The sequence below is a fragment of the Nostoc sp. UIC 10890 genome (genome assembly GCF_054786515.1).
Genome location: NZ_JBSGKF010000003.1, coordinates 1 through 20,738, shown reverse-complemented (window position 1 = coordinate 20,738; position 20,738 = coordinate 1). Strand labels below are relative to the sequence as shown.

Annotated in this window: 18 protein-coding genes; 4 read left to right on the top strand and 14 right to left on the bottom strand. The window is 42.0% G+C overall.

All coding sequences use genetic code 11. The features are described 5' to 3' along the window. Positions 1-44 precede the first annotated feature (44 nt). The 10 genes from ACWATR_RS31330 to ACWATR_RS31285 all read right to left on the bottom strand — a co-directional run bounded on the left by ACWATR_RS31330 (position 45) and on the right by ACWATR_RS31285 (position 12,380). Positions 45-1,649: a strawberry notch C-terminal domain-containing protein gene (locus ACWATR_RS31330; protein WP_460341511.1), complete on the bottom strand. Its 1,605-nt coding sequence runs from the start codon at positions 1,647-1,649 to the stop codon at positions 45-47. A 162-nt stretch (positions 1,650-1,811) separates the two neighbouring features. Further along, positions 1,812-6,458 (bottom strand): WD40 domain-containing protein, encoded by a 4,647-nt coding sequence (locus tag ACWATR_RS31325; RefSeq protein ID WP_460341508.1) that lies wholly within the window; start codon positions 6,456-6,458, stop codon positions 1,812-1,814. A gap of 130 nt (positions 6,459-6,588) precedes the next feature. Then, positions 6,589-7,509 carry a hypothetical protein gene (locus ACWATR_RS31320; protein ID WP_069074060.1) on the bottom strand — a complete coding sequence of 307 codons (921 nt, stop codon included), beginning with the start codon at positions 7,507-7,509 and terminating at the stop codon, positions 6,589-6,591. 5 nt (positions 7,510-7,514) lie between these two features. After that, positions 7,515-7,895 carry a hypothetical protein gene (locus tag ACWATR_RS31315; protein WP_069074059.1) on the bottom strand — a complete coding sequence of 127 codons (381 nt, stop codon included), beginning with the start codon at positions 7,893-7,895 and terminating at the stop codon, positions 7,515-7,517. A gap of 213 nt (positions 7,896-8,108) precedes the next feature. After that, the gene (locus tag ACWATR_RS31310) at positions 8,109-9,287 is read right to left on the bottom strand and encodes an RNA-guided endonuclease InsQ/TnpB family protein (RefSeq protein WP_460341503.1); all 1,179 of its coding nucleotides are present in this window, start codon (positions 9,285-9,287) and stop codon (positions 8,109-8,111) included. A 40-nt stretch (positions 9,288-9,327) separates the two neighbouring features. Next, the gene (locus ACWATR_RS31305) at positions 9,328-9,717 is read right to left on the bottom strand and encodes a MerR family transcriptional regulator (protein WP_460341500.1); all 390 of its coding nucleotides are present in this window, start codon (positions 9,715-9,717) and stop codon (positions 9,328-9,330) included. A gap of 120 nt (positions 9,718-9,837) precedes the next feature. Continuing rightward, positions 9,838-10,599, bottom strand: coding sequence for a hypothetical protein (locus tag ACWATR_RS31300; protein ID WP_460341497.1), 762 nt, complete (start codon positions 10,597-10,599; stop codon positions 9,838-9,840). 419 nt (positions 10,600-11,018) lie between these two features. Next, positions 11,019-11,345: a hypothetical protein gene (locus tag ACWATR_RS31295; protein ID WP_460341494.1), complete on the bottom strand. Its 327-nt coding sequence runs from the start codon at positions 11,343-11,345 to the stop codon at positions 11,019-11,021. A 21-nt stretch (positions 11,346-11,366) separates the two neighbouring features. After that, positions 11,367-11,699, bottom strand: a complete 333-nt coding sequence (locus tag ACWATR_RS31290; RefSeq protein WP_460341491.1) for a hypothetical protein — start codon at positions 11,697-11,699, stop codon at positions 11,367-11,369. Positions 11,700-11,777: 78 nt separating this feature from the next. Continuing rightward, the gene (locus ACWATR_RS31285) at positions 11,778-12,380 is read right to left on the bottom strand and encodes a hypothetical protein (protein WP_460341488.1); all 603 of its coding nucleotides are present in this window, start codon (positions 12,378-12,380) and stop codon (positions 11,778-11,780) included. Positions 12,381-12,603: 223 nt separating this feature from the next. On the opposite strand from ACWATR_RS31285, the gene ACWATR_RS31280 reads away from it, so the two are divergent. From ACWATR_RS31280 to ACWATR_RS31265, 4 genes are all read left to right on the top strand, one after another. Continuing rightward, the gene (locus ACWATR_RS31280) at positions 12,604-12,816 is read left to right on the top strand and encodes a hypothetical protein (RefSeq protein WP_100903988.1); all 213 of its coding nucleotides are present in this window, start codon (positions 12,604-12,606) and stop codon (positions 12,814-12,816) included. 467 nt (positions 12,817-13,283) lie between these two features. After that, the gene (locus ACWATR_RS31275) at positions 13,284-14,891 is read left to right on the top strand and encodes a hypothetical protein (protein ID WP_460341483.1); all 1,608 of its coding nucleotides are present in this window, start codon (positions 13,284-13,286) and stop codon (positions 14,889-14,891) included. Between the two features lie 84 nt (positions 14,892-14,975). After that, on the top strand, positions 14,976-16,175 hold the full coding sequence (locus ACWATR_RS31270) for a hypothetical protein (RefSeq protein WP_460341481.1): 1,200 nt from the start codon (positions 14,976-14,978) through the stop codon (positions 16,173-16,175). Positions 16,176-16,223: 48 nt separating this feature from the next. After that, the gene (locus ACWATR_RS31265; RefSeq protein ID WP_460341478.1) at positions 16,224-16,421 is read left to right on the top strand and encodes a hypothetical protein; all 198 of its coding nucleotides are present in this window, start codon (positions 16,224-16,226) and stop codon (positions 16,419-16,421) included. Positions 16,422-16,495: 74 nt separating this feature from the next. Here the strand turns inward: ACWATR_RS31265 and ACWATR_RS31260 are convergent, their stop codons facing one another. The 4 genes from ACWATR_RS31260 to ACWATR_RS31245 all read right to left on the bottom strand — a co-directional run. Continuing rightward, positions 16,496-17,413 (bottom strand): restriction endonuclease, encoded by a 918-nt coding sequence (locus tag ACWATR_RS31260; protein WP_460341475.1) that lies wholly within the window; start codon positions 17,411-17,413, stop codon positions 16,496-16,498. Positions 17,414-17,584: 171 nt separating this feature from the next. Continuing rightward, a complete protein-coding gene (locus ACWATR_RS31255; protein WP_460341472.1) occupies positions 17,585-18,106 on the bottom strand; it encodes a hypothetical protein in 522 nt (173 codons plus the stop codon). A gap of 153 nt (positions 18,107-18,259) precedes the next feature. Continuing rightward, positions 18,260-19,117, bottom strand: coding sequence for a nucleotidyltransferase domain-containing protein (locus ACWATR_RS31250; RefSeq protein ID WP_460341469.1), 858 nt, complete (start codon positions 19,115-19,117; stop codon positions 18,260-18,262). A 549-nt stretch (positions 19,118-19,666) separates the two neighbouring features. After that, positions 19,667-20,738 (bottom strand): CHAT domain-containing protein (locus ACWATR_RS31245; protein WP_460341465.1); only part of this gene is annotated, 1,072 nt, incomplete at its 5' end.

The window sequence follows — 20,738 nt, the reverse complement described above, 5'->3', positions numbered from 1 at the left end:
CCCATCACCGCCAAGCTTCGCTGTGGCGGGAGTACCCCGGAGGCTTAGATGGGTAGGAGAATACCAGTTACCAAATGCAGGTAATCGGTTGTGAACTTAGGCAGTGCGTCTATTTCAGTAGACCAAGCAGCAGCAAACGCATCAATAGAAACTTGCTGCCAAGTGGAAGATTCCAAGTCTTGAATTGGTACGCGAGTTTCTTTCTGTGGGCGAATCAGCAAAACTCTTGGGACAACTCCACCCTCAGAGTCGTATATACTATGTGTTGGAATTGACACAGCAGCATTGCCTGACTTGGAGTTGATCATGAGCATTCCTTGATATTGAGTTGCGAACTCCAACATCTCTTCGGCAGTTTTGATGCGGTTATTTTGGGTGCGTTCTACTTTCAAGTAATTGGTGACGCTACCAGTTTGAGCATGAGTATATACAGCTTCCTGGCTCAATACAGTAAAGCGTTCAGCCCGTAAAGTCTCCACCCCCATTTCATAGACACCAGCAGCGATCGCTGTTTCAATCTGCTGACTTAGCAACAACTCAAAACGCTCGAAAATGATGTTTTGTATATCAATGCGTAAAGCCAGCAGTCGGTTAAGGAATTGGCGCAGGGGTGGGAGATCGATTTTCATGCCGCCTTCGTGGGAAGTGAGCGAGAGTCCAGTCATTTGCTCAAAAGTCCCTAGTGGAACTTCATAAAATCGACCTTGGTATATTTGTCTGAATAATTCATACAGCGCGTGTTCTGCATAGTTCGACTCCAGATTATCTTTAGCCTCAAATATCCCATTGCCACCCGTCTGCCGTTGACCGCGAGTAAGAGCGCCCAAGCTATCCAGCCTTCGGGCAATGGTTGAGATAAAGCGGCGTTCACCTATAACGTTAGTGGTAACAGGTCTGAACACGGGTGCAGATGCTTGGTTGGTTCTGTGCGATCGCCCTAAACCTTGGATGGCATTGTCTGCCCTCCAGCCGGCTTCCAACAAATAATGCGATCGCCGTCTCCTATTCACAGCGTTGAGGTCAGCATGATAGCTGCGACCCGTACCACCAGCGTCACTGAAGATGAGGATTTGTTTGTCTCCCTGCAAAAACGCAGCAGTTTCAGCAATATTCGCTCCAGCACCGCGTGAATCTACAAACAAACGTCCAGATTCATCTTTGAGAACTCGCTTACAGCGACCAGTTACTTCAGCCACTTGCTTGTGACCAAAATGCCACAGTAATTGTTCTAATGCACCAGGAATGGGATCAAGGCTTGCTAACTTATCGACTAACACATCCCTCAAGGCTACAGCTTCAATAGAGATAACTGGAGAGCCATCAGCGTCAAAGACTGGCTCGGATCTTTCTTCTCCATCAACGGTTGAATGGATGGAATGAAGATGAACAGGGAAAGCACTCATCAGGTAATCCATGACGTATTCCCGTGGGGTCAAGTCAAGATTGAGATCCTTCCATTCGGAAGCCGGAACTTCATCAAGTCGTCGTTTCAAAAGTTCTTCATTAGTCGAAACTATTTGAATGACAATTGCAAGACCTTGGGCTAAATCCTGCTCAATCGCTTTGATCAGGGTAGGGCATTTCATCCCGGTCAGCAGATGATTGAAGAACCTCTGTTTATGGCTTTCAAACTGCGACTTAGCAGACATCTTAGCAGCACGATTGTACGTTTTTGCGCCAGTTATATTGCAAGCTTCTAACGCTTTGTGGAGGTTATTATGAATAATTTGAAAATATCGGAGTCTAAATGGATTGTAGGGTAAATTTTACAAGTATTTTTATTACGAATGCACACAGGTAGGAGATTCAGTTCAAAGTATAGAATCTTCTTTGGCTCCTACAGCTTTTAATGTAGCTCTCTGAATTTTTGTTAAGCCGATTACATTTGTAATGTTCATACCTTCATAAGGACGAGGGATTCTTAAAGTTTTATTTTCAATTACCTCTTTAGTTTCTACACTATGATAAATCTTGATAGTCTCGTCATCACTACCACTAACTAAAAATTTCCCATCTGGACTAAAAGCGATTGACCTTATACCTTTGGTGTGATTTGAAAAAACTTTTTCACATTTACGAGTTGAGGTATGCCACAATCTTAATGTTTGATCTTCACTACCACTAGCTAAAAATTTCCCATCTGGACTAAAAGCGATTGTTCGTACCCAACTAACATGCTCTCGTAAAATTTTAAGACATCTTCCTGATTTGACATTCCATAATCGTAATGTCTTATCTTCACTACCGCTAGCAAGAATTTTACTATCTGGGCTGAAGGAGATTGATCTTACTGGACTAGTATGACCAGATAGAATTTTTTCACATTCTCCAGTCTTGACATTCCATAGTCGAATTGTGCGATCACCACTACCGCTAGCTAAAATCTTACCATCTGGACTAAAGGTGACAGACCACAACCATTTTTGATGACCTTTTAAACTATTCAAACGCTTAGGCTCATTCTTTAAATCAGTCCATAAGTGAAGAATATGATCTTCACCGCTAGCCAAAATCTTACCGTCAGGACTGAAAGCAATTGATCGCACTGGATTATTAAAGTTTAGAAAATGATGCAGAGCTTTACCTGTTGCGATATCCCACAGTATAATTTTGCAATCATTACCACCACTTGCTAGTATCTCAGCATCAGGGCTATAAGCAAGAGTTAGAACTCGGTCAGTATGACCTTGTAAAACACTTAGACATTCACCAGTGATAACATCCCATAATTGTAATGTTTGGTCTCTGCTAGCACTAGCTAGTACAGTATTTTTACAAAAAGCAATTGACTGAACCTGATTTACAGCTTCTTGCAAAATAGGATTTTGACCAATTAAAGTTTTACCATCAGGACTGAATAAAACTGATTTAACCCAAGCCCGATCAGCATTTTCTTCTAAAGATATGCTTTCACCAGTTTCAACATTCCATAACTTAATTTGTTGATCTTCGCTACCACAAGCCAGAGTTTTACCATCAGGACTGAAAGTTATTGACCTAACTGGACTCTTATTTAGTTGTAGAGTTTTACTACATTCTCCGGTATCAACATTCCATAACTTAACTGTACAATCAGTACTACCACTGGCTAAAATTTTATCATTTGGGCTAAAAGTAACATTTAATACCCAATCGTTATGCCCACTTAAATTACATAAGCATTTTTTCGTGTTTACATCCCATAATCGTATTTTTTGATCTTCACTAGCACTAGCAAGAACTTTGGAGTCACTACTAAATACAATTGATCTAACAGGGCCGAGGTGTCCTTTTAAAACTCCAATTTGTTTACTACTAAGGACATCCCACAATATAACTGTGCTATCACCACTACTACTAGCTAATGTTTTACCATCAGGACTAAAAATAACAGACCAGATCCAGCCTGTGTGTCCTGGAAGAGCGTAATGCAATTTGCCCGTAGCAGTTTCCCATAAACGTATTGTGTTATCCTCACTACCACTAGCTAATATATCTCCTTTAGGATTAAAGGTAACTGTGCGTACTGGAGCTTTATGACCTTTAAGAGTTGAAATATGATGACCATCTCTAAAACGTACTAACCTAACATCACCATTATCATCACCCGTAGCTGCCAAACTGGAATCAAAATTGGATGCAACTGCCAAAATTTTCCCCAGTCCAATATTAAATATTGAATTTTCTAAATTTGCATTTGTAAAATCAACATCTTGAAGAATGGCATTGGTAAAATCAGCTCCTAAAATTACACTACGTTGAAGATCACAACCTTTAAGACTGATATTATCTAGTTTTAAAAGAAGTGTCGCTGCATTACCTCCAAGAAAATTAACTTCTTCTTGATTTTTCCCTTTAGTCGAAAAAACAATATTTTTTAGCACTTCAATTGTTTCTGTGCCGGGTTTAATCATTAAAATTAATAGATCGATAATTGCTCTAGTCAAGGTTAGCTGACCAATCGTTTTTGATAGATATTCAAAAGGTTCTTGTAAGAATCTACCAAGCGGTAAAATAGGTATAATTTCACCCTGATGATTAATTGTCCTCTGAAAATATGAAGACCATGTATAATCTTGTGGTGATTCATGAGATAAATGTGATTGCGATCTAGCAATTTCAACAAATTCTGAGTTTAATATACCTAATTCAGCAGCTAACTTGTAAGCAATAAAAAACTCTAGGAAAGAACGATGCGCCGGAGTATAATCTCCATCAGCATTACGAATAAGCATCGTCTGTCCCATCATGTCGTATTGCCAGTGGTCTAAATCCCTTTGTTTCTGAACTACAGAACCAAACAAATGCCGAATGCGGTCTGGAAATTCTTTGTAGTTCATGCTCATCTTGTCTGTAGAAAGCATTTCCCACGACAGTTCACACAGAAAGTAGAGTTTATCTGCCAATGAAGTAAAAGTGCGTTCGGCTTTGATATCCCTCTCCATCTTGTGCCGCACAGCATATAGATATACCCGTGATATATCAACTGGTTTACCCGCTTCAATTTCTGGCAAGGCTTCTATAATAAGTTCTGTCATTACGGGACGACGTGCTAAATCCCGCAGTGTCGTATTATTCATTACTCTTTTTACAGTCTCTGGTTCAGTACGAAACGCTAGTACCTGCCGAATTTGCTCGTCATCAAATTTTTCTAATTCCAGCACTTCAAAGCGCGGTGTTTCTAAAGGCAAGTTAATTGTAGATGCTTGCAACTCTGCACTTAGCAAAGCTCTGCCTTGTTTGGCTTCTGGAAAATGTTCGGTGCGACAGGTGAGAATTACCTTTGCCCCTGGTACTACTACTTTGGCTAGTTCCCAGAAGTTGTTAATCATTTGTTGGCGATTTACCCTGGCTGCCATTTCATCAAAGCCGTCGAAAATCAATAGCACTTTACCCATGCGATTGAGTTGTTCAAAAGCAGAATAACCAGGCAGTGGAATTTCATGCTTACGAAAAAAGAACTCGGAAAATAACGATTCTACACTGACTGCTTTTGCATAATCCCGTAAGGGAATAACTAACGGCAAACGTGGACGTTCTACTCCCCGGTGTTGAGCATCACGATAGCGTTGCAAGGCAGTCCAGGCATAATGCAATCCAAACCAAGTTTTGCCAGTACCAAATTCACCCAGAATGGACAGGTGTTCTTTAGCAGGATCATCAAGCCAGCGATCAACATAACCATCAATCCAACCATCAACTTCACCATAACGGCTAATGCCCATTTTCTGCTTTGAGATGGGATCAAATTCCTCTTTGGTACAAGCTAGGGGTACATAGGTGCGGTCAATTCCTCGTTGCTTAATTTCATCTTCCAACCAGTTGAGATAGCCACTAAAATCGGCATCTCGATCCAGTAACTCATCAAGGGTATAGCAAAAAAATTCCTGGTTTTCTTGCTTGCTCACCTCATCTTTAACAGCCCGACTGATACGGCGGTTTGTAATGAGCCAACCTATATCTGTTCTTTGAGAATTGACTGACTTTCGCAAGGCGGCAACATCTTTCATTTCAGCTTCTCCTGTGATACCGCGTACCAAAATTCGGTTATAACGCTTGCGTCCTATGGGATTAATGACATTAATAATCCACTCAAAATAAGTTTCATTGTTAATTTCATACTGTTCAAAGTCATAGCGTAAAGCAGTAAACCAAGCTCGTAACTGTTCTGCTAATTTAGCTGTTTGATTTGGCTGATTGGCAGTTGGTGTAGCAGGTTGAACAGCTTGTTTATTGCCTGTTTCTGTTTTAAAAATAATATTAATACACCCCAAATTATTAGAGATGAATTTTTGGGGTGCGGTTTTTAATTCTTCTCGCAAGAATGCCACTAATGTTTCGTTCGTCACCCATTGGTTAGATACATTAGCCAAGTTAAATCCTCGCAAAATTGCGTTAGTCAAGACACTATTTGCTCCACCCACATTTTCATAGGCTGGCTCAAATTCTCTGGAAGCAGCAATGAAACAGCGATCACGTGTATTGCCACGTTCACCTGGATCAGCTTCGGTAAAATTGAGTAGTTCACCACTAAAACAACAGTCTAACCAAATAATTTGCTGTCTTACTGGGCTTTCTTGTAATAATTCACGTAACCACTTTAAGCTTAGTCCCCAGTTTCCCACATCAGGATTAGTATCACTGGTAGCTAGAAAACCTTCTTTAATCCGCCGACCTGTGCGAATACCATGCCCAGAAAAATAAAACAAGGCTGTATCAGGAATGCTCTGACCTTCAGGATAAAATAATTCTTCTAAAGCATCTTTTAAATCTGTCAGCTTGACTTCCTGATGTGGTGATATCCGTGGAGCATTATCTTCAAAGGGGTCTAGAAGTTGTGGCAATCTCTTGACATGAAAATTTCCAGCTTTACTAAGTCGCTTGGCGATCGCTTCTGCATCTATTGCAGGTGATCGTAAAGCTGACAGTCTTGAAAAATTGTATTGATTAATGCCAACTACTAAAGCATCTCTACTCATTAAATATGGTACTTTATTAGCAAAACTCTGGAAAATTTATCAAAATTCTAACGGCTGTTTAATTCTACTTGTCTCTTAAGATACAATATTTAAGTAAATTTTCTTTACGAAATCTCACCACTCATAACAATCACTTGTCTTTTAGTGGCGTAAAGGTTGGAGTGTCCTGATCAGATCCCCGCAACAAGTAGACTGTTAATTGCTTACCGAACTCTTGTTCTTGCTCAGGATTTATCGGGATTGGCCAGCGAAGAGATTTATAAAGTTCTAATCGGTATAAATCGAAAGCAGATTCTAGCAAGCTACAGTAAACACTTGCGGCATCAACTGCCCAGTAATAGGTAAATATAATTCCGAGTAGCCCAACAGGAACAGCCCACCAAGCCCAAACAGCCCAAACTATAAATAGCAAACTCCAAAGCCAAAAACGGGCTGCTGTGTTCAAACTTGACCTTGCTTCCTGTAGTTCTTTCTTGACTCCATCGGGTAATACTAGCCAAAGGCGAGACCAGCAAATTACTGCATCCAGTCGATACTTATCGTAAGGGCGGCTTTCAGCTGCTCTAAGAATATTGCCTAACTTTGTAGGCATTAATCTATTAAGCTGAGATGGAAACTGCATAAGTTGTCCATCTAGCGTGACATATTCGGCTAATTCCTCGTTAGTCAAAACTTGTTTATTTTGTTTATCAGCCAGAGCTTGCCATCGTTTATCTTTTCGTTTAAAGTCTTGCTCTTGTCGGTGTATCATCCAACGTCTTAAAGGCTGTAACCAAGCAAACCAATAGCCTTCTAAAAATCTCAAAACAGGTAAATCAAACCTTTGAACTACAAAAGCTGAGACAGCAATTATTAGTAAACCACTTACCAGAACAGCAATTAGCAAAGATTCTGGTTGCTGTTTGAACGAATCTTCCAACGGTTTTCGTCCAAAACGCCAAACCCAAGCAAGTAGTCCCCCTAACCAAAAAACAAAAGCTGGTGTCAGGATGTTTGCTGCCCAGTTTTCTGCAAGTTTTCCACCCAGACTTTCTAAAAATTTGGTTGGCATACATATTAATGAGTGGCAGGGATTAACTCTACACCATGAGTAGGGCAAATCGGTATTGTTGCACCGACAATCCGACGATACCAAACATAATCTCCTTGAGGACAATTATATTTTTGAGCAGATATCGGTTGACCTTGACCTGGAAGTGGCTCAAAACCTTTTGATACCTGTTTCTCACTCAGAAACTCCGCTATCCAACTACGTGTGTCTGAGTAACTTTTGAGGATTTCTAAAATCTGCTGATCTGTTGATTGCCCTGCTTGAGCTTGCGCTAAAAGTTCAGCCAATTTATTGTCTACTTGAACCGCATCATTTCCTAAAAGTTCTCCCAAATAAGGACGAATCGACCGACCACCCTCTAGAACGTCTTCAGGTTTAAACACCACAACTAAAACCTCATGATGTAGAGTTAATCACTATTTTTCTAGTTATACACCCAGACCGACTAGCAGAGTTAATTTTTCTGAACCATCTACGTTATCACTGTACAAATTACCAAAGTCTCATACTCCACGCCGTGACATACTCCCAGTATTGCCTTTTGGGACAACCTGAGCTTCTCAGCGACTCCCCCCAATGGGTCGGACATTAACTGAGCTTTAAAGGACGCGATGCCCCACCGCCCTATGTTTTATATTTCGTGCTGCGTTGTGGTCACGGTCGTAGCTTGCACCACACTGGCAATTGTGCCATCGGTCAGCCAGTGTTTTTGGTACATCTTGACCACAATCAGAACATTCAATGGTTGATTTATGTGAGTTTTGTGGCAATCCTGCGCCTCCAGCGTTTGCAGCTTTGAGACTAGCGATTGCCAAAAATTGACCCCACCCTGCATCAAGAATTGATTTGGCTAGTCGCGATCGTCGCGATCTAGCTAGACCTATGATATTTAAATGTTCATAAGCAATAAATTTGTATCCCTTAGACAGCAACCACAGAGCAGTTTTGTAATGAAAATCTCTACGTTGGTTGGCTACTTTTTGATGCAACTTGGCAACTCGTTTTACTGCTAATGCTCTACGTTTTGACCCTTTTTGTTTACGAGACAACTGACGTTGCAGGCGTTTCAGGCGTTTTTGTGATTTGCGGTAATACTGGGGAATAGCAACTTCTTCACCGTCACTGGTTACTAAGAAAAACTTAAGACCCATGTCAATACCCACTGTGTTATCTGGTGTAGGTATGGCATCAGTTTTAAGACTAGGCACAGTCATATCTTCTAAACTAAGTCCGATGTACCAGCCGTCAGCTTTCCGCGTGATAGTAGCAGTTTTGATTTTAAAATCGTCAGGTATGGGGCGGTGCAATATTGCTTTTACCTTTCCAATTTTAGGCAACTGAATAAACTTACCTTGAATGTGTTCAGGCTTAATTGGATCGGGGAAAGTTAAAGAACGATAACGCCCTTTACCTTTAAATCTAGGACGACCAGACTTTTTACCATTTCTATCACCTTTCAACCATCGAGTGTAAGTTTTATCAACTCTTGCAATTACATTTTGTAATGTATGCAAAGAAAGTTCTTTATACTCAGGAAATAGAGCTTTAGTATTAGCTAAATCCTTTTGTTGTGACCAACGATTTGGTTGGTCTTTCAACGGTGCAATGCTGCAACAAACCATAGAGCATCGGTCAACATCACAACGATTTTGTTCCCACCAGTTAAACCGTTCTGCCAACCTGTAATTGTACTGGCGGCGGCATAATTCGAGCCAGTGTTCAAATGTGTCTATTTGTTTTTGAGTTAGACGTAAACGGTACTGGTAGGTTATTCGCATTGTTAAAAACTCCTCTGCTTTAGACTTAAATACTGTTTAGCTACCCCACCAAATACCTAAGTACTTGCGGATCTATCGCAGCAATCCGCTTCTTAATGGAATGTGGGGGATTCTTGAAAAACCGTTTTAAGTCCCGACTCTTGACTAAATAATTTCTAGCAGAACGTCTGATGGCTTTAAGCCAACCTAGTCTTACCCATCTAGCAACAGTACAGGGGTTCAATGAAAGGGCTTGAGCAATTTGATTGCAACTGTAATTGTCCAAAGTGGGACGTGCAGAATAACCCAAGGAGTACAGTTTTTTATGAACAGCTAAAGTTGTGCGATGATAGCCTCGTCTTCTGAGTCTGTATGCTATCTGTTTAGGTGTGTAAGCTTCAGACATCTCTTCAAGAATTTCTAACTCTTGGGGAGTCCATTTTTTCTTCATTTGTTAACCTCCAGAATTGCTGGTAGAAATATTTAGAGGGACTTGCTTGATTTCTTTCTCCGGGGCGGGGTCTCTACTTTTGCAGGCCAACACCCGCCCCATCATCTAGACAACCTTGTGTCAACGCTTCTTACCCTGTGGTAATACCTGCTGATTCTGTGGTTGTAAAGATGCTCTGGCTTCAGTTTCAGACATAGATGGCAGTGCTAAAGCCGTCTTATTTGCGTTCTCTGCCCATCTTTCATAAGTTTCATTAGTCACCCAGTGAATTGTTGCTCCCGATTCAGCACCAGAGCGAATCATCTCTGCTGCAACTAAAGCGTCCCTTTCAAAATCAGATTCCGGGTTGCGGTAACTCCACTGAATAAACCAATACGTTCCTAATGCCCCTTCTACTTTCTGAAACTCGGCGCAGAAGATGTAGTTTTTGAGTACGCTAGCGATCGCGCTATAACAAAACTCTTTCGGATCTCCCGCCATTCCCTCTTCACACCACGATTGAAAAACACGATGGGCGAAGTGATTGTACAGTGAGGCGAATGAATCCTTACTACGGCGGTGCATCAAGAAAGAAAGCAGCATTGAGGCTGGTCCTTTGAACTGGTCTTTTAACCCACCAGTTACAGGAATGACCCACAGTTCGGTGAAGGGTTCATTGATAAAGTTCTCGTTGATTGTGAGTAGACGGTCAGGGCGAGAAATAGCGATCGCAAAATCAGCCTTGTTCCCTTTGAGATATCCCCCCGCTTGTGCTTCTAAAATTGTGAGCTTCGGGGGGCAATCGAGAAGGAATTGCCCGTATTCTTTAGCGCAGTTAGCTTGTAGTTTAGGTTGACTGGGTGGGATAAGAAAAACGCTGTTATTGATTTTGATGGTTTCCATAATGGTGTTGTATTTGTTGTGTTTGTTTTGGTGAGTTAGTGGGTTTAGTTCGTCGGTGATTTGTCAGAATCTTGTGTAATTGTCAGTAAAAAACCGTGTTTGGTATTCTGTACTCGTACTAGTTCTCTATCGAGTAATGATTGGATTACTGTTCGTGAGAAATTAATGCTGTGCAAAGGAGCAGAACCACCACTCAAGAATTACCAATTCGCAATTCGCAATTCGCAATGACGGACGAAACTTGTACTGAACAAAGCCGAAGTATTGAAAAATTCATTCAGAAATTTAAGTTCCTAATTTAAATTCTGAAAAAACAATTAGTATTAATATTCAAACCAGCGTATTTTTGCTTAGTATTTTAATTGCGAATTGCGAACTGCGAATTGCGAATTGTTCGGTCAGAGCAGTTTTTGGGCGATTTAGCCATCAGCTATGCCTCCAGGAATTGCTTTTAATTCGTACTTAAGCAGTTCAAGTTGGCGTAGACATTTTTCTATTTCAGCCTGAATCTCTGCTCTCAATTCCTGCGGTGTCAGTAATTTAATCTCATTCTCTAAGTGATTTCCTTCATCAATGGAATTGATGTCAGGCATGACGATGTACCGCCAGCCTTCGCCATATTCATGTGTTAAAAGACTATCGCTTAGGTAATACTTGATGCCGATGATAATTCCCTGCTCTGTACGTTGTCCTAAAGTAAAACGAGGGTATTTCCAACCGTGTGGAATGGTGATTGTTGGTTGCATGGTTGTAATTGTTGAAGTTGACTATGCTGCTATGGCTTTATCTGTAACTCTGGATTTATTTGCTACTTTCATAAAGCCATCCAACCCAACTGCTGCTTCTTCTGCCTGGGCGTACCGAATCTGATCCATAGCGTTAGACCAGTGGGTAATATGCTGAAATATCACTCCAATCATCGAATCAACTTTGTACACTCGATAATTTTTGGGGCAGGCTCCATTGACGTAAACGAGCGTGTAACCAGGGATTTCGATAATCTCTGCATTCGAGTCTGTTGGCGGGAGAAAAATTTTCTCTGGTGAATCATCCAACTCGGCTACTTGAAGAGAGGGTGTAGTTTCTGTGGTGTATGCCATTGTGATGTTTGTTACCTATTACGCTGTAGAGGCGATTACAATTGTCTTGATGTGCAATCGCCCTTTTAATGTCAGTAGTTACGCTGCTAGAGCTGGTCGAACTCCCAAAAACGTAATCGCTTCTTCTGCACTCGATGCGAATCTGTTCATGCCGTATGTGCGGGGTCTAGAATACCAACCCTCAAGATTGCAACCGATGTAGCCCACTAGCTGATTATTTCGGTAAAGTTTAGTACTGAAGGATAACCAATCAATCTGGGGATGCCACAGATTGAACTTGACACAAGCTTCTTCTAATTCATCGCTGAGGCGTTCATTGCGCTCCAATGGAGTTTCGGGAAGTGTCGCTTTAACCTCTGTAACTCTTTTTGCAAACCAGTCTCGATCAAACGGTAGCCGTCCGCCACAGACTAACTGCACCCATACTGTGATTCCGCCTTCTATCCAGATGGTACGGACGGATTCGGGTTGGACTTCGATAATCTCGCCAATAATCCGACGATCACGAGCAGTCAGGGGGTCTTGGGTTGGGGCTACAGCTTCGGCTTGGGTTTCCAGGTGGCTGTATAGTTCAGCTTGGGCTAGGGCTTGCTCATCTCTGCGAGGAGCATCAGCAAATGTGATTAGTGTGTTGAGATTGAAGCTTGGAGGTGCTTGCTCTGTATAGGTTGAATGCGTCATAATTATATTCCTGACTCATGCTTTGGGTTAGGTTTTCACAAAGGGCGATCGCTTCGTTGTCCAGACTGCGGCGGTCGTCTTTTGTTTAGGCTTATAAATATAGTATAGTGTCTGTTATCCCAATTGTCAATACAATGGGATAACAAAATATAAATACCTGGGAGTACACTTGTTAATACAAGGGTTTCGCTGATAGCGTTGATCAAGAAAAGAGGAAAGTACTATGACTGAATCAAGGCTAAATATCAGGATTTCACCAGAAAAGAAGGATGCTTTTTACCAAAAGGTCAAGGAAGAAGGTAAGAACGCTACCGATGTCCTGCTTGATTTAATTGAGCAATATCTGGGTAACAAAGCTGAGTCTGGCGATATTGTGGAGCTAAAGCACAGAGTCGCAAAATTAGAAGAGTTAGTATTGGGGGAAACTGCCGCCTGAGAGAAGAGAACGAATCTCTCAGGCAATTACTAGAAAAACTAAAAGAAATGCTCAAGGAAAAACCCGCCAACCAATAGGCGGGTTTACTGCTTTAAAGGTGTTGCATCTTTTGTGATGATACTGTGCTACCATTTGGGATAACAAGCATATTCTGTAAAAGTGTCACATCCCACATGGAAGTGGCGCATCTGTACCATCTGTGAGAACAGTTGGCTACAGGCAGTAAACAGGGGGTATAGCTAGTTCCTATACACCTCAAAATATGTTTTGTGCCTTTCAAAATTTGGAGAAAACTAAACCCTTGAGTTAGTGCCTCAAAAACATTGCTCTTTGGTCAGTCTCACAAATTGCACAGTTCATGATCAATAAAACAATATCAAATCGCCCTGTACCATCTACAGTGGCTAATTTTGTTCGCCCATATAAGCAGTTTTTTACGGGTGTATGCAGCACATATAGGTAAAACCATGCTGACACTAAACCGTTCCGAGACAACATCAGCACTCGATTACAGCAACCTCAACGCCAGCATTCAGGAAACCTTCGCTGCTATCGACCGATTCGAGTGGCAAGCGGTAGATGAAATCCTCCAGATGAGGGAACAACAGCTTTATCTGCAAGCTGGATATAAAAACTTTGAAGAATACTGCCAGCGTGAATTATACGCCTGGGGTGGATACCGACGAATCAACCAACTGCTAGGAGCCAAAAAGGTCATAGACGCAGTTGGTGAATTGGGCGGACACATCAAAAATGAGCGCCAAGCCCGTCCACTGCTGCGGCTAGTCAAGGAACCAGAGAAACTAAAACAAGCTGTAGCGATCGCTCTCAAAGATAACCCTGACCCAAGCGTTTCAGACTTTGCTGCTGCTGCCCAAAAAGTGGTTCCTCAACTTCCACGCAAAAAGCAATCTATTCAGGAACCAATGGTTCCCAAAATTCAAGAACCAGTGGTTCTTCAAAAAGCTATTGTCACAGTTTCACAACAGTCACACCCAAGGTATGGAGAAGAGGGAACCATTGAGGCAGACGCACCGAATCACTGGCAACAGATTGTCACGTTCAGTGATGGTGAAAGGTTGTTGATCAACAATGGGGATCTAGATGCCGCCAGCGTCCCATTCCCCAGAGAACGCACTCACCCCGCAGAATACACAGAAGCGATCGCGGCACTCAAAGAGCAGCATAAACATGAACTAGAGCGTCTAGAGCAGGAATTGAGAATTGGGCTACAAGCAGAAGTATCGGCCAGAGCAGAAGAACAAGTAATTGAGCAAATTCAATCTCTGCAAAACCTGTACAAGCAACAAAGGGAGCAAAACATCCAGTTGCAGGAACGGCTGGATGAGATGGAGGCATTGAAAAAACTGGAAATTGAAAACCAACAACTCCAACAACGTATTCAGGAATTAGAACACGCCGTACAACAGCATCCGGTTCAACAATGGGAAAATACTATGACCCAGCAAGCTACCAAAGCGTTGAACAAGCAGGTGAAACAGGCGCTAGAGAAAACCATTGATTTGCGATCGCTAGCTGTTGAACCCCCAAGAGAAAATGCTCAGGAATGCTTACGACTCATGGGTATGGCGTTGAAGAATCTCGCTAGTGCTATGAACAACACCCAAGCTTTGGAAGCTGCATCCATAATTCTGGGGAGCGAACCTACACCATCTGCGATCGCCTACCGAGCCGAGCAACTGGAAATGTTACCCCAGGCAGTTAGTGATATTAGGACAGTGCTAGCTAAACCTGGATGTACGTGGCAGGACTTTTGTAGTGTTGCTCAAGAGTATGAGGTGATAAAAGCAGACTATCTAGCAGAATTGACCACCCAAGAGACTGATTTAATTACCGCACTTCAAACGGCATCTACTGAACCGGACACAATCGGGCTTGGTTCTATCGTTGCTCACGCTGACCCATACCGCACTTTGTATGTTGAGAGGGGTGAAGTTGTAGAGGATTTGGGCGAAGAATTGGTGGTTGCGTGGGATCACTGGAAGGAGCAATCGAAAAAAGCTGATAGGTATTCACGAGATGAGTTGCGATTCTGGCAGGGTGAGAAAAAGTAGATAAAACTCGCCTCTAGCAAAAAGACTAACGCGGCATGGGTGCAATGTCGCTCACATTGTCATGGAAAAATTTAGGAGATAATTATGACTACAGCGTTAAAAGCAATCAATGGTGGTAGCAAACAACGAAGCGATCGCAAACAAGCTTCAGAAGATAAATCGATTAGACCACATTGCAAAGTATCGATAGAGGATATTAACTGGGTTCGTCAACAGCCTCCATCAGTCCAACAGCTTTGGTTAGATAGCGTGGCGGCTGAACAATTTGGGGGTTCTGCTCATAAACTCGATACTAACCTCACCTACAAATCTTTGCAAAAAGCAGGGGCGGCGTTAACTGCCCAAGGCTTGTTTCAGTTTGAGGAAGTGTTTGGCCGCTTGCCTTCCGGTAGACCAGGACTGATTAGCTACCGTGTTCGTAACTTGCACGGTTATTACAATCGCTTTTACTGGGAATCGTCCACGTCTGGGGAAACCAATTCTTGTGACGAGAAAGCCGTCCACACCGGGGAGAAAGTAAACCAGCCCGGAGTGAATGAAAACCATCCCAAAGTGGAACAAATTCAGTCTGATTGGAAATCATTCCAAAAGAATGGTCAAAAAAGTGAGGAATTGCAAGGGTTTCAAAAACCTAACAACGTTTCTAACTACCCGTTAACTACCTACCAACAACCAACTAAGGTTGTTGGTATGGTAGTTGGTTCTGACGCGCCAACTGAAAATTCGCGTTTAGAGGAGACGGCTCATGCGCCCTTGAGGGGCGCGTCGCCTTCACGTACTGAAAGCGCATCAGAACTTGAAGACTTGCCTGTGGCAAAAGACTGCACGACGCTAGCGCTTGTGGATGATGCACAGGGTGAATCTACTTCGTTGTTGGCTGAAAACCAAGATTGTGAAGTTGAGCCAAGAGACTGTCATGAAGGTACTTGTTCCGGCGCGCCCGTCGCTCAAAATGAATTTTCTTTAAATTCTGCGATCGCTAATCAAACTCAGGGGCAGGTAGAACAAAGTAATTCCGCTTCGTTGTCGGGAGAAAATCAAGTCTTCGGTTTTGAATCGAAAGACTGTGATGAAGGCACTGATTCCGCCGCGCCCGTCTCATTAAATCAAAGTGAGATATTTGAATGGTTGGATAGAGCAAACCTTGGAGAATGCCCCCCATTGTGGGTAATTCAATATTTGCTAGACAGCAAGTATTACGCCAGCATGAGGGCATCAATCAGCAAGTTTGAAAAGCAGTGGAATATATCTGTAATCAATTATCAAGTGCGAAAATCTAGTTAGGCGTTGTTTACCGCCGTTCGCAGAGCGTCTCGTAGAGAAGACATCGCCATGAGATCCAAAGCTAGACTATTGCGGATGGAGAAACTGAAAATGGCTTCTCTGGTTGGGGAAAATCCTGGTTTTGACTTCTTGCAAGAGTGCTGGGATGATCCGGCTTTGCAGATTGTGATCAAGAAGCTGCTGGCGAAGTTTCCGCAGTGGGGGATTGCGATTGTTGATGGGGTGTTGGTGGATTGGGAGGGGTAAATTAAGTTTCTTAAAGAATATGAAATAAGACAGCAAGAACAAAATCCAAATTCTTCATTTCCCTCAATTTTGTTCTAGCTATCTGTAAAATAATCTGAGTCAACTTTTTTAACTTCATATACAGCAAATGGCGTAACCCCAACATTATTTTCTATCATTAACTGAGTCAGAGTTTCACCATTAACCAAAATAATCTTAGTGTCAATCCTTGAAACATAATCTTTAGCTTCACTTGTAAAAGTTGATGTTGTTATAAATACACCTTTTTTTGCACGGAACCCTTGTAAAGCTCCAGCAAATTTTTGAATTTCAGGACGACCTATAGAATTCTCCCAACGTTTGGCTTGGATATAAATTACATCCAGACCAAGACGATCTTCATTGATGATACCGTCAATTCCGCCATCACCGCTACGACCAACTGTTTTACCAGCATCCTTGCGAGTACCGCCATATCCCATTTTGACTAATAAATCTACCACTAGTTTTTCAAAGAAAGCTGGTGGAGAATTCTTAATTATCTGTAGTAAGTCTGATGCTAAATCTCTTGTTAGCTTTTGAATAGCAATCTCTAAATTTTCTTCTGGTGTACGACTTGTATCTAGCTCGACTTCATTACCATTAGATATAGATTGCTCTGATTGCTGATTATAATTTTGGAATTCTAGAAATTCAGGAAATTGCTTTAAAAATTTAGCATTAATCTCAACAGGATTAGTTTTAACAGCATCGAATCCCCTATCAGTTATACGAAAATAACCTCGCTTAGTTGATTCTATTAACCCAGCTTTTTTGAGATAAGTGCGTGCCCATCCTATACGATTATCAAAAGTCGGTTGGCGGCCGCTAGGTAGTAGTTCCTTGCGTTCTTCTTCGGTTAATTGAAAGTGAATCGCCAGAGCCTCAATTCCTTCCCGTAATGAATGTTCCTTTTGGTCAGTCGTAAACTTCAGCAACGGCAGCATTATAGCTTGGTAATCAGGGATGGGCATAAAGTCTATTCAGCAAGGGTAAAATACTTGAACAGAAAATACTATATAATAAACGATTTTTACGCTTTTCTCCTTAAGAATGGTCAAGTGAAGCAATTGCTGCTCGTTCAGCTAAAGCGATTGCTGCTTGACGGTGCTTATATTTATCTACTCTTGTGCAGAAGGCGTAGATCAAGATTCCTTTGCATTGATGCTGCCAAGCAACGAATTACTTTCTGAAAACGGGGACGCATAATCTGCGACTCGCTCCCATCCCCACTTATAAGCAGTGTCAACTAAAATTTCTTTCCCATTGCGGAACTTAATAAATTCTTGCCCGTGGTCATAAAATATGTCTGCAACCAGTTGATTACGCTCGTCGTAACCCCACATATCTACTGCTGCCCTCCACCAGCGCTTTCCGGGCGAGAGCAACTGTTCAAGTTCTAAATACTCCGGCTTCCAGTATTTGGTGCGCCATTGATTTGCCAGTGCATCGATTAATATCGCAGTTGGGTAGATCGGCTTCAGGTTTTCTTCGAGCCAAAGCATATAAACAATTGCGCTCATGAAAGCATCTTCTAAGCCATAACTGGATGCTTCTAGAGTGTCTTGGAGTTGCTCGTCATTAAAATTTACGCCGAGCGATTGCAAGGCTGGAGCGTACAAATCAAATAATTCTTGTTCTACTGAATCGGCAGACCAGAACCACATAAGAAAAAGAAAACTCCTGCTGGGTGGCTAAATAAAATTTAGCATTTAGCGTGGGAAGTTTTGATGTGGAAACAAGTAGCGATGTCTACGACGGGCTATTCGGCATCGCAGAAATTTGGCTACCTGAACTTGAATAACTCAATTGCCATAAAATTACATTGATAATCGCCGATTTCCATACCATTGACTCAAATCATCCTCAATCGCCTCAAGAATTGCAATCGCCTCAGCTATCGATTTTGAAGAAGCAGCTAAAAGTGCGATCGCTTGCTCAACTCGTTGTTGATAGTCAGTAGGGCAAATAGCAAATGTACTTGCGATTGCCACTGCTCCCTTTTCATTCAACAGGTAATCTTCATTGAGGGCGAATAAAACCTGATTCATACACGCCACACTGCGGAAACAACAACCTGCTGCATAAACGACATCATCGCGTGCAATCGCCTTTTTTGCAACCACCAGCGAGAAACTGATTTCCCAGGCGAAAGTATCAATAGTTGCGTGTTTGAGTCCAACTGGATAAGGCTTTGTTTTGAGCTTCAAAGCTTCTAAAACACCATCAGGGTCGTAAAGCACCTGACAAATAGCAATTTCCCCCATATAAATCGAGGATACAAAACCATGAGGATGTCCTGGTTGGTAATCAATAGTAATTCGTCCAGCATGACAATCATCAATTACACGATTCACCTTGGCCAAATCACGATAGAGAAAATCTACGCCTACATCCTGAACCTGTAGCCAACCGCCGCCGTTAATCCACTTTCCCCATCCACCAATGGCAGTAATCAAATTTACACGATGTTTATCATCAAGCTCATAGGCAAGGCGATTCAGAGCAATTAAATCAGGCGGTTTTTCTGAATTATAATAAATTCCCAAATCCACATCTGACTTATTGGTGTGATTGCCCCGTGCCCGTGAACCGCCCAATGAAATGGCTGTAATTCCCTCAATTGACCGCAAACTTGAAACAATATGGTTGATGAATTGAGGCGATTTCTGATTCATAGAGCGATTGTTAGATTTCTATCGCTGTCATTTTATATTTTAAAGGCATCGCCACTTAAATCGATAATGCGATTGATTCATTTGAACTCACTGTCATTATGAAAATATAATTTCTGAGCCGCGTCCGTCCCAAATCCTGAAAAGTGATCGCATGAGGCGATTGTTGCACGGTCGAATATGCGACCTCTTCGGATGCAGAAACTCTTACGTTGCGGCGAATTCGGTGCAGAGTCCGGGGTTTGAGTATTTGCAGGAATGTTAGGATGATGACCCTGCTTTGCAGATTGTGATCAAGAAATTGCTGGCGAAGTGTCCGCAGTGGGGGATTGCGATTGTGGATGGGGTGTTGGTGAAGTGGAATGGTTAGCGCTCACAGGATTATGGCCACCAGAGTTTGAGTGAATCAACCATCTCATGATGCAAGCAGTTTGTAGGGTTGAGCAAGTGTTCGGTTTGCACCTACCAAGCTTGATTCAGTAATCAGTAATCAGTAATCAGTACTGAGCAAGGAAATTTGGGGATATAGAAAGGGACACTATCACTATATTTTTAAAGCGAGTTTTCAATTAAAATATAACTAGACCAAAAGGTTGGTGCTTTATAGTTAGGATGTTTCAGGAGTTGTAGCTGGGCACGTCGGACTGCTTTGGCTTTGGTGATGTTGCCATTATTGAGTTCTTGATAAAAGGCACTAACAAACATTGCCGTGGATTCATCATCAATCTGCCACAGGGGAGCTATGGTACTGCGTGCCCCAGATCGTACAGATGCTCCTGCAAGACCCAGTGCTGCACGGCTGTCTCCTGTTGCTGTCTGGCAGGCACTTAAAACGAGTAGCTCTACTATAGTTTTGCCCTGACTGCGAAAAAGAGTATCAAAATCTTTGACATTTATCTGACCATCGAAATCCAAAATAAAAGTGTCTTCAAGGCGTGAACTAAACTGACCGTAAGTTGCTAAATGCACTATGTTGAAGGAAGTACCACCAATTTCACTTTCCAAATTCTTTTTCTTAAAATCTCCATCCAATAGGCTGGTTGTCGAAACTCCTGCTTTAGCAATACCGTCAAATTCAGATTTGATCGCCAGTAATGGTGCAAACTTGGGAAATCCTGGCGGCGGCTGAGTCAGTCCTGCGGTTAGCGCTCTCAGCTGCTGTTTAATTAGCGGTTTGGGATCGAGGAGTTGCAGACCCACGCTCAGAGCAATTGCATATTTCTCTACCAAATATTGCTTACCATCATATAGAGCTGACATTGGTAAATTGCGTAACGAGCCATCCAAAACAAACACTAAGGTATCGACACCACTTTTTTGCAATTGTAACTCAATGGGTTTGAGCAGCCAGTTATAAACTTCTTGCGATTGGGTTTGAACAATTTTGGTAGCATTTGGATTGCTAAGATTTTTTCGCAGTTCTACTAACAATTTCTCTACTTCTGTATGAGAAATCTGAGTAGTGTAGCTTTGCAGGGGTTGTTTAGGAATTTTGACAATTACCTGAATTTGGTCAGGGAGAATAAATGGGTAGATAACTGCGGTTGTTGGATCAGTCTCTTCGTTTTGCTTTAACTTATCTTTTAAATACTTGTTATCTAAATATGTTTCACCAAAAAACTTA

Excerpts from the sequence above, each read along its gene's own strand:
- ACWATR_RS31305 (WP_460341500.1), bottom strand. The coding sequence starts at position 9,717 with ATGAAGAAAAAATGGACTCCCCAAGAGTTAGAAATTCTTGAAGAGATG.
- ACWATR_RS31280 (WP_100903988.1), top strand. The coding sequence starts at position 12,604 with ATGACTGAATCAAGGCTAAATATCAGGATTTCACCAGAAAAGAAGGAT.
- ACWATR_RS31260 (WP_460341475.1), bottom strand. The coding sequence starts at position 17,413 with ATGCCCATCCCTGATTACCAAGCTATAATGCTGCCGTTGCTGAAGTTT.
- ACWATR_RS31265 (WP_460341478.1), top strand. The coding sequence starts at position 16,224 with ATGAGATCCAAAGCTAGACTATTGCGGATGGAGAAACTGAAAATGGCT.
- ACWATR_RS31255 (WP_460341472.1), bottom strand. The coding sequence starts at position 18,106 with ATGTGGTTCTGGTCTGCCGATTCAGTAGAACAAGAATTATTTGATTTG.
- ACWATR_RS31330 (WP_460341511.1), bottom strand. The coding sequence starts at position 1,649 with ATGTCTGCTAAGTCGCAGTTTGAAAGCCATAAACAGAGGTTCTTCAAT.
- ACWATR_RS31295 (WP_460341494.1), bottom strand. The coding sequence starts at position 11,345 with ATGCAACCAACAATCACCATTCCACACGGTTGGAAATACCCTCGTTTT.
- ACWATR_RS31310 (WP_460341503.1), bottom strand. The coding sequence starts at position 9,287 with ATGCGAATAACCTACCAGTACCGTTTACGTCTAACTCAAAAACAAATA.
- ACWATR_RS31320 (WP_069074060.1), bottom strand. The coding sequence starts at position 7,509 with ATGCCAACCAAATTTTTAGAAAGTCTGGGTGGAAAACTTGCAGAAAAC.
- ACWATR_RS31275 (WP_460341483.1), top strand. The coding sequence starts at position 13,284 with ATGCTGACACTAAACCGTTCCGAGACAACATCAGCACTCGATTACAGC.
- ACWATR_RS31270 (WP_460341481.1), top strand. The coding sequence starts at position 14,976 with ATGACTACAGCGTTAAAAGCAATCAATGGTGGTAGCAAACAACGAAGC.
- ACWATR_RS31325 (WP_460341508.1), bottom strand. The coding sequence starts at position 6,458 with ATGAGTAGAGATGCTTTAGTAGTTGGCATTAATCAATACAATTTTTCA.
- ACWATR_RS31300 (WP_460341497.1), bottom strand. The coding sequence starts at position 10,599 with ATGGAAACCATCAAAATCAATAACAGCGTTTTTCTTATCCCACCCAGT.
- ACWATR_RS31285 (WP_460341488.1), bottom strand. The coding sequence starts at position 12,380 with ATGACGCATTCAACCTATACAGAGCAAGCACCTCCAAGCTTCAATCTC.
- ACWATR_RS31290 (WP_460341491.1), bottom strand. The coding sequence starts at position 11,699 with ATGGCATACACCACAGAAACTACACCCTCTCTTCAAGTAGCCGAGTTG.
- ACWATR_RS31250 (WP_460341469.1), bottom strand. The coding sequence starts at position 19,117 with ATGAATCAGAAATCGCCTCAATTCATCAACCATATTGTTTCAAGTTTG.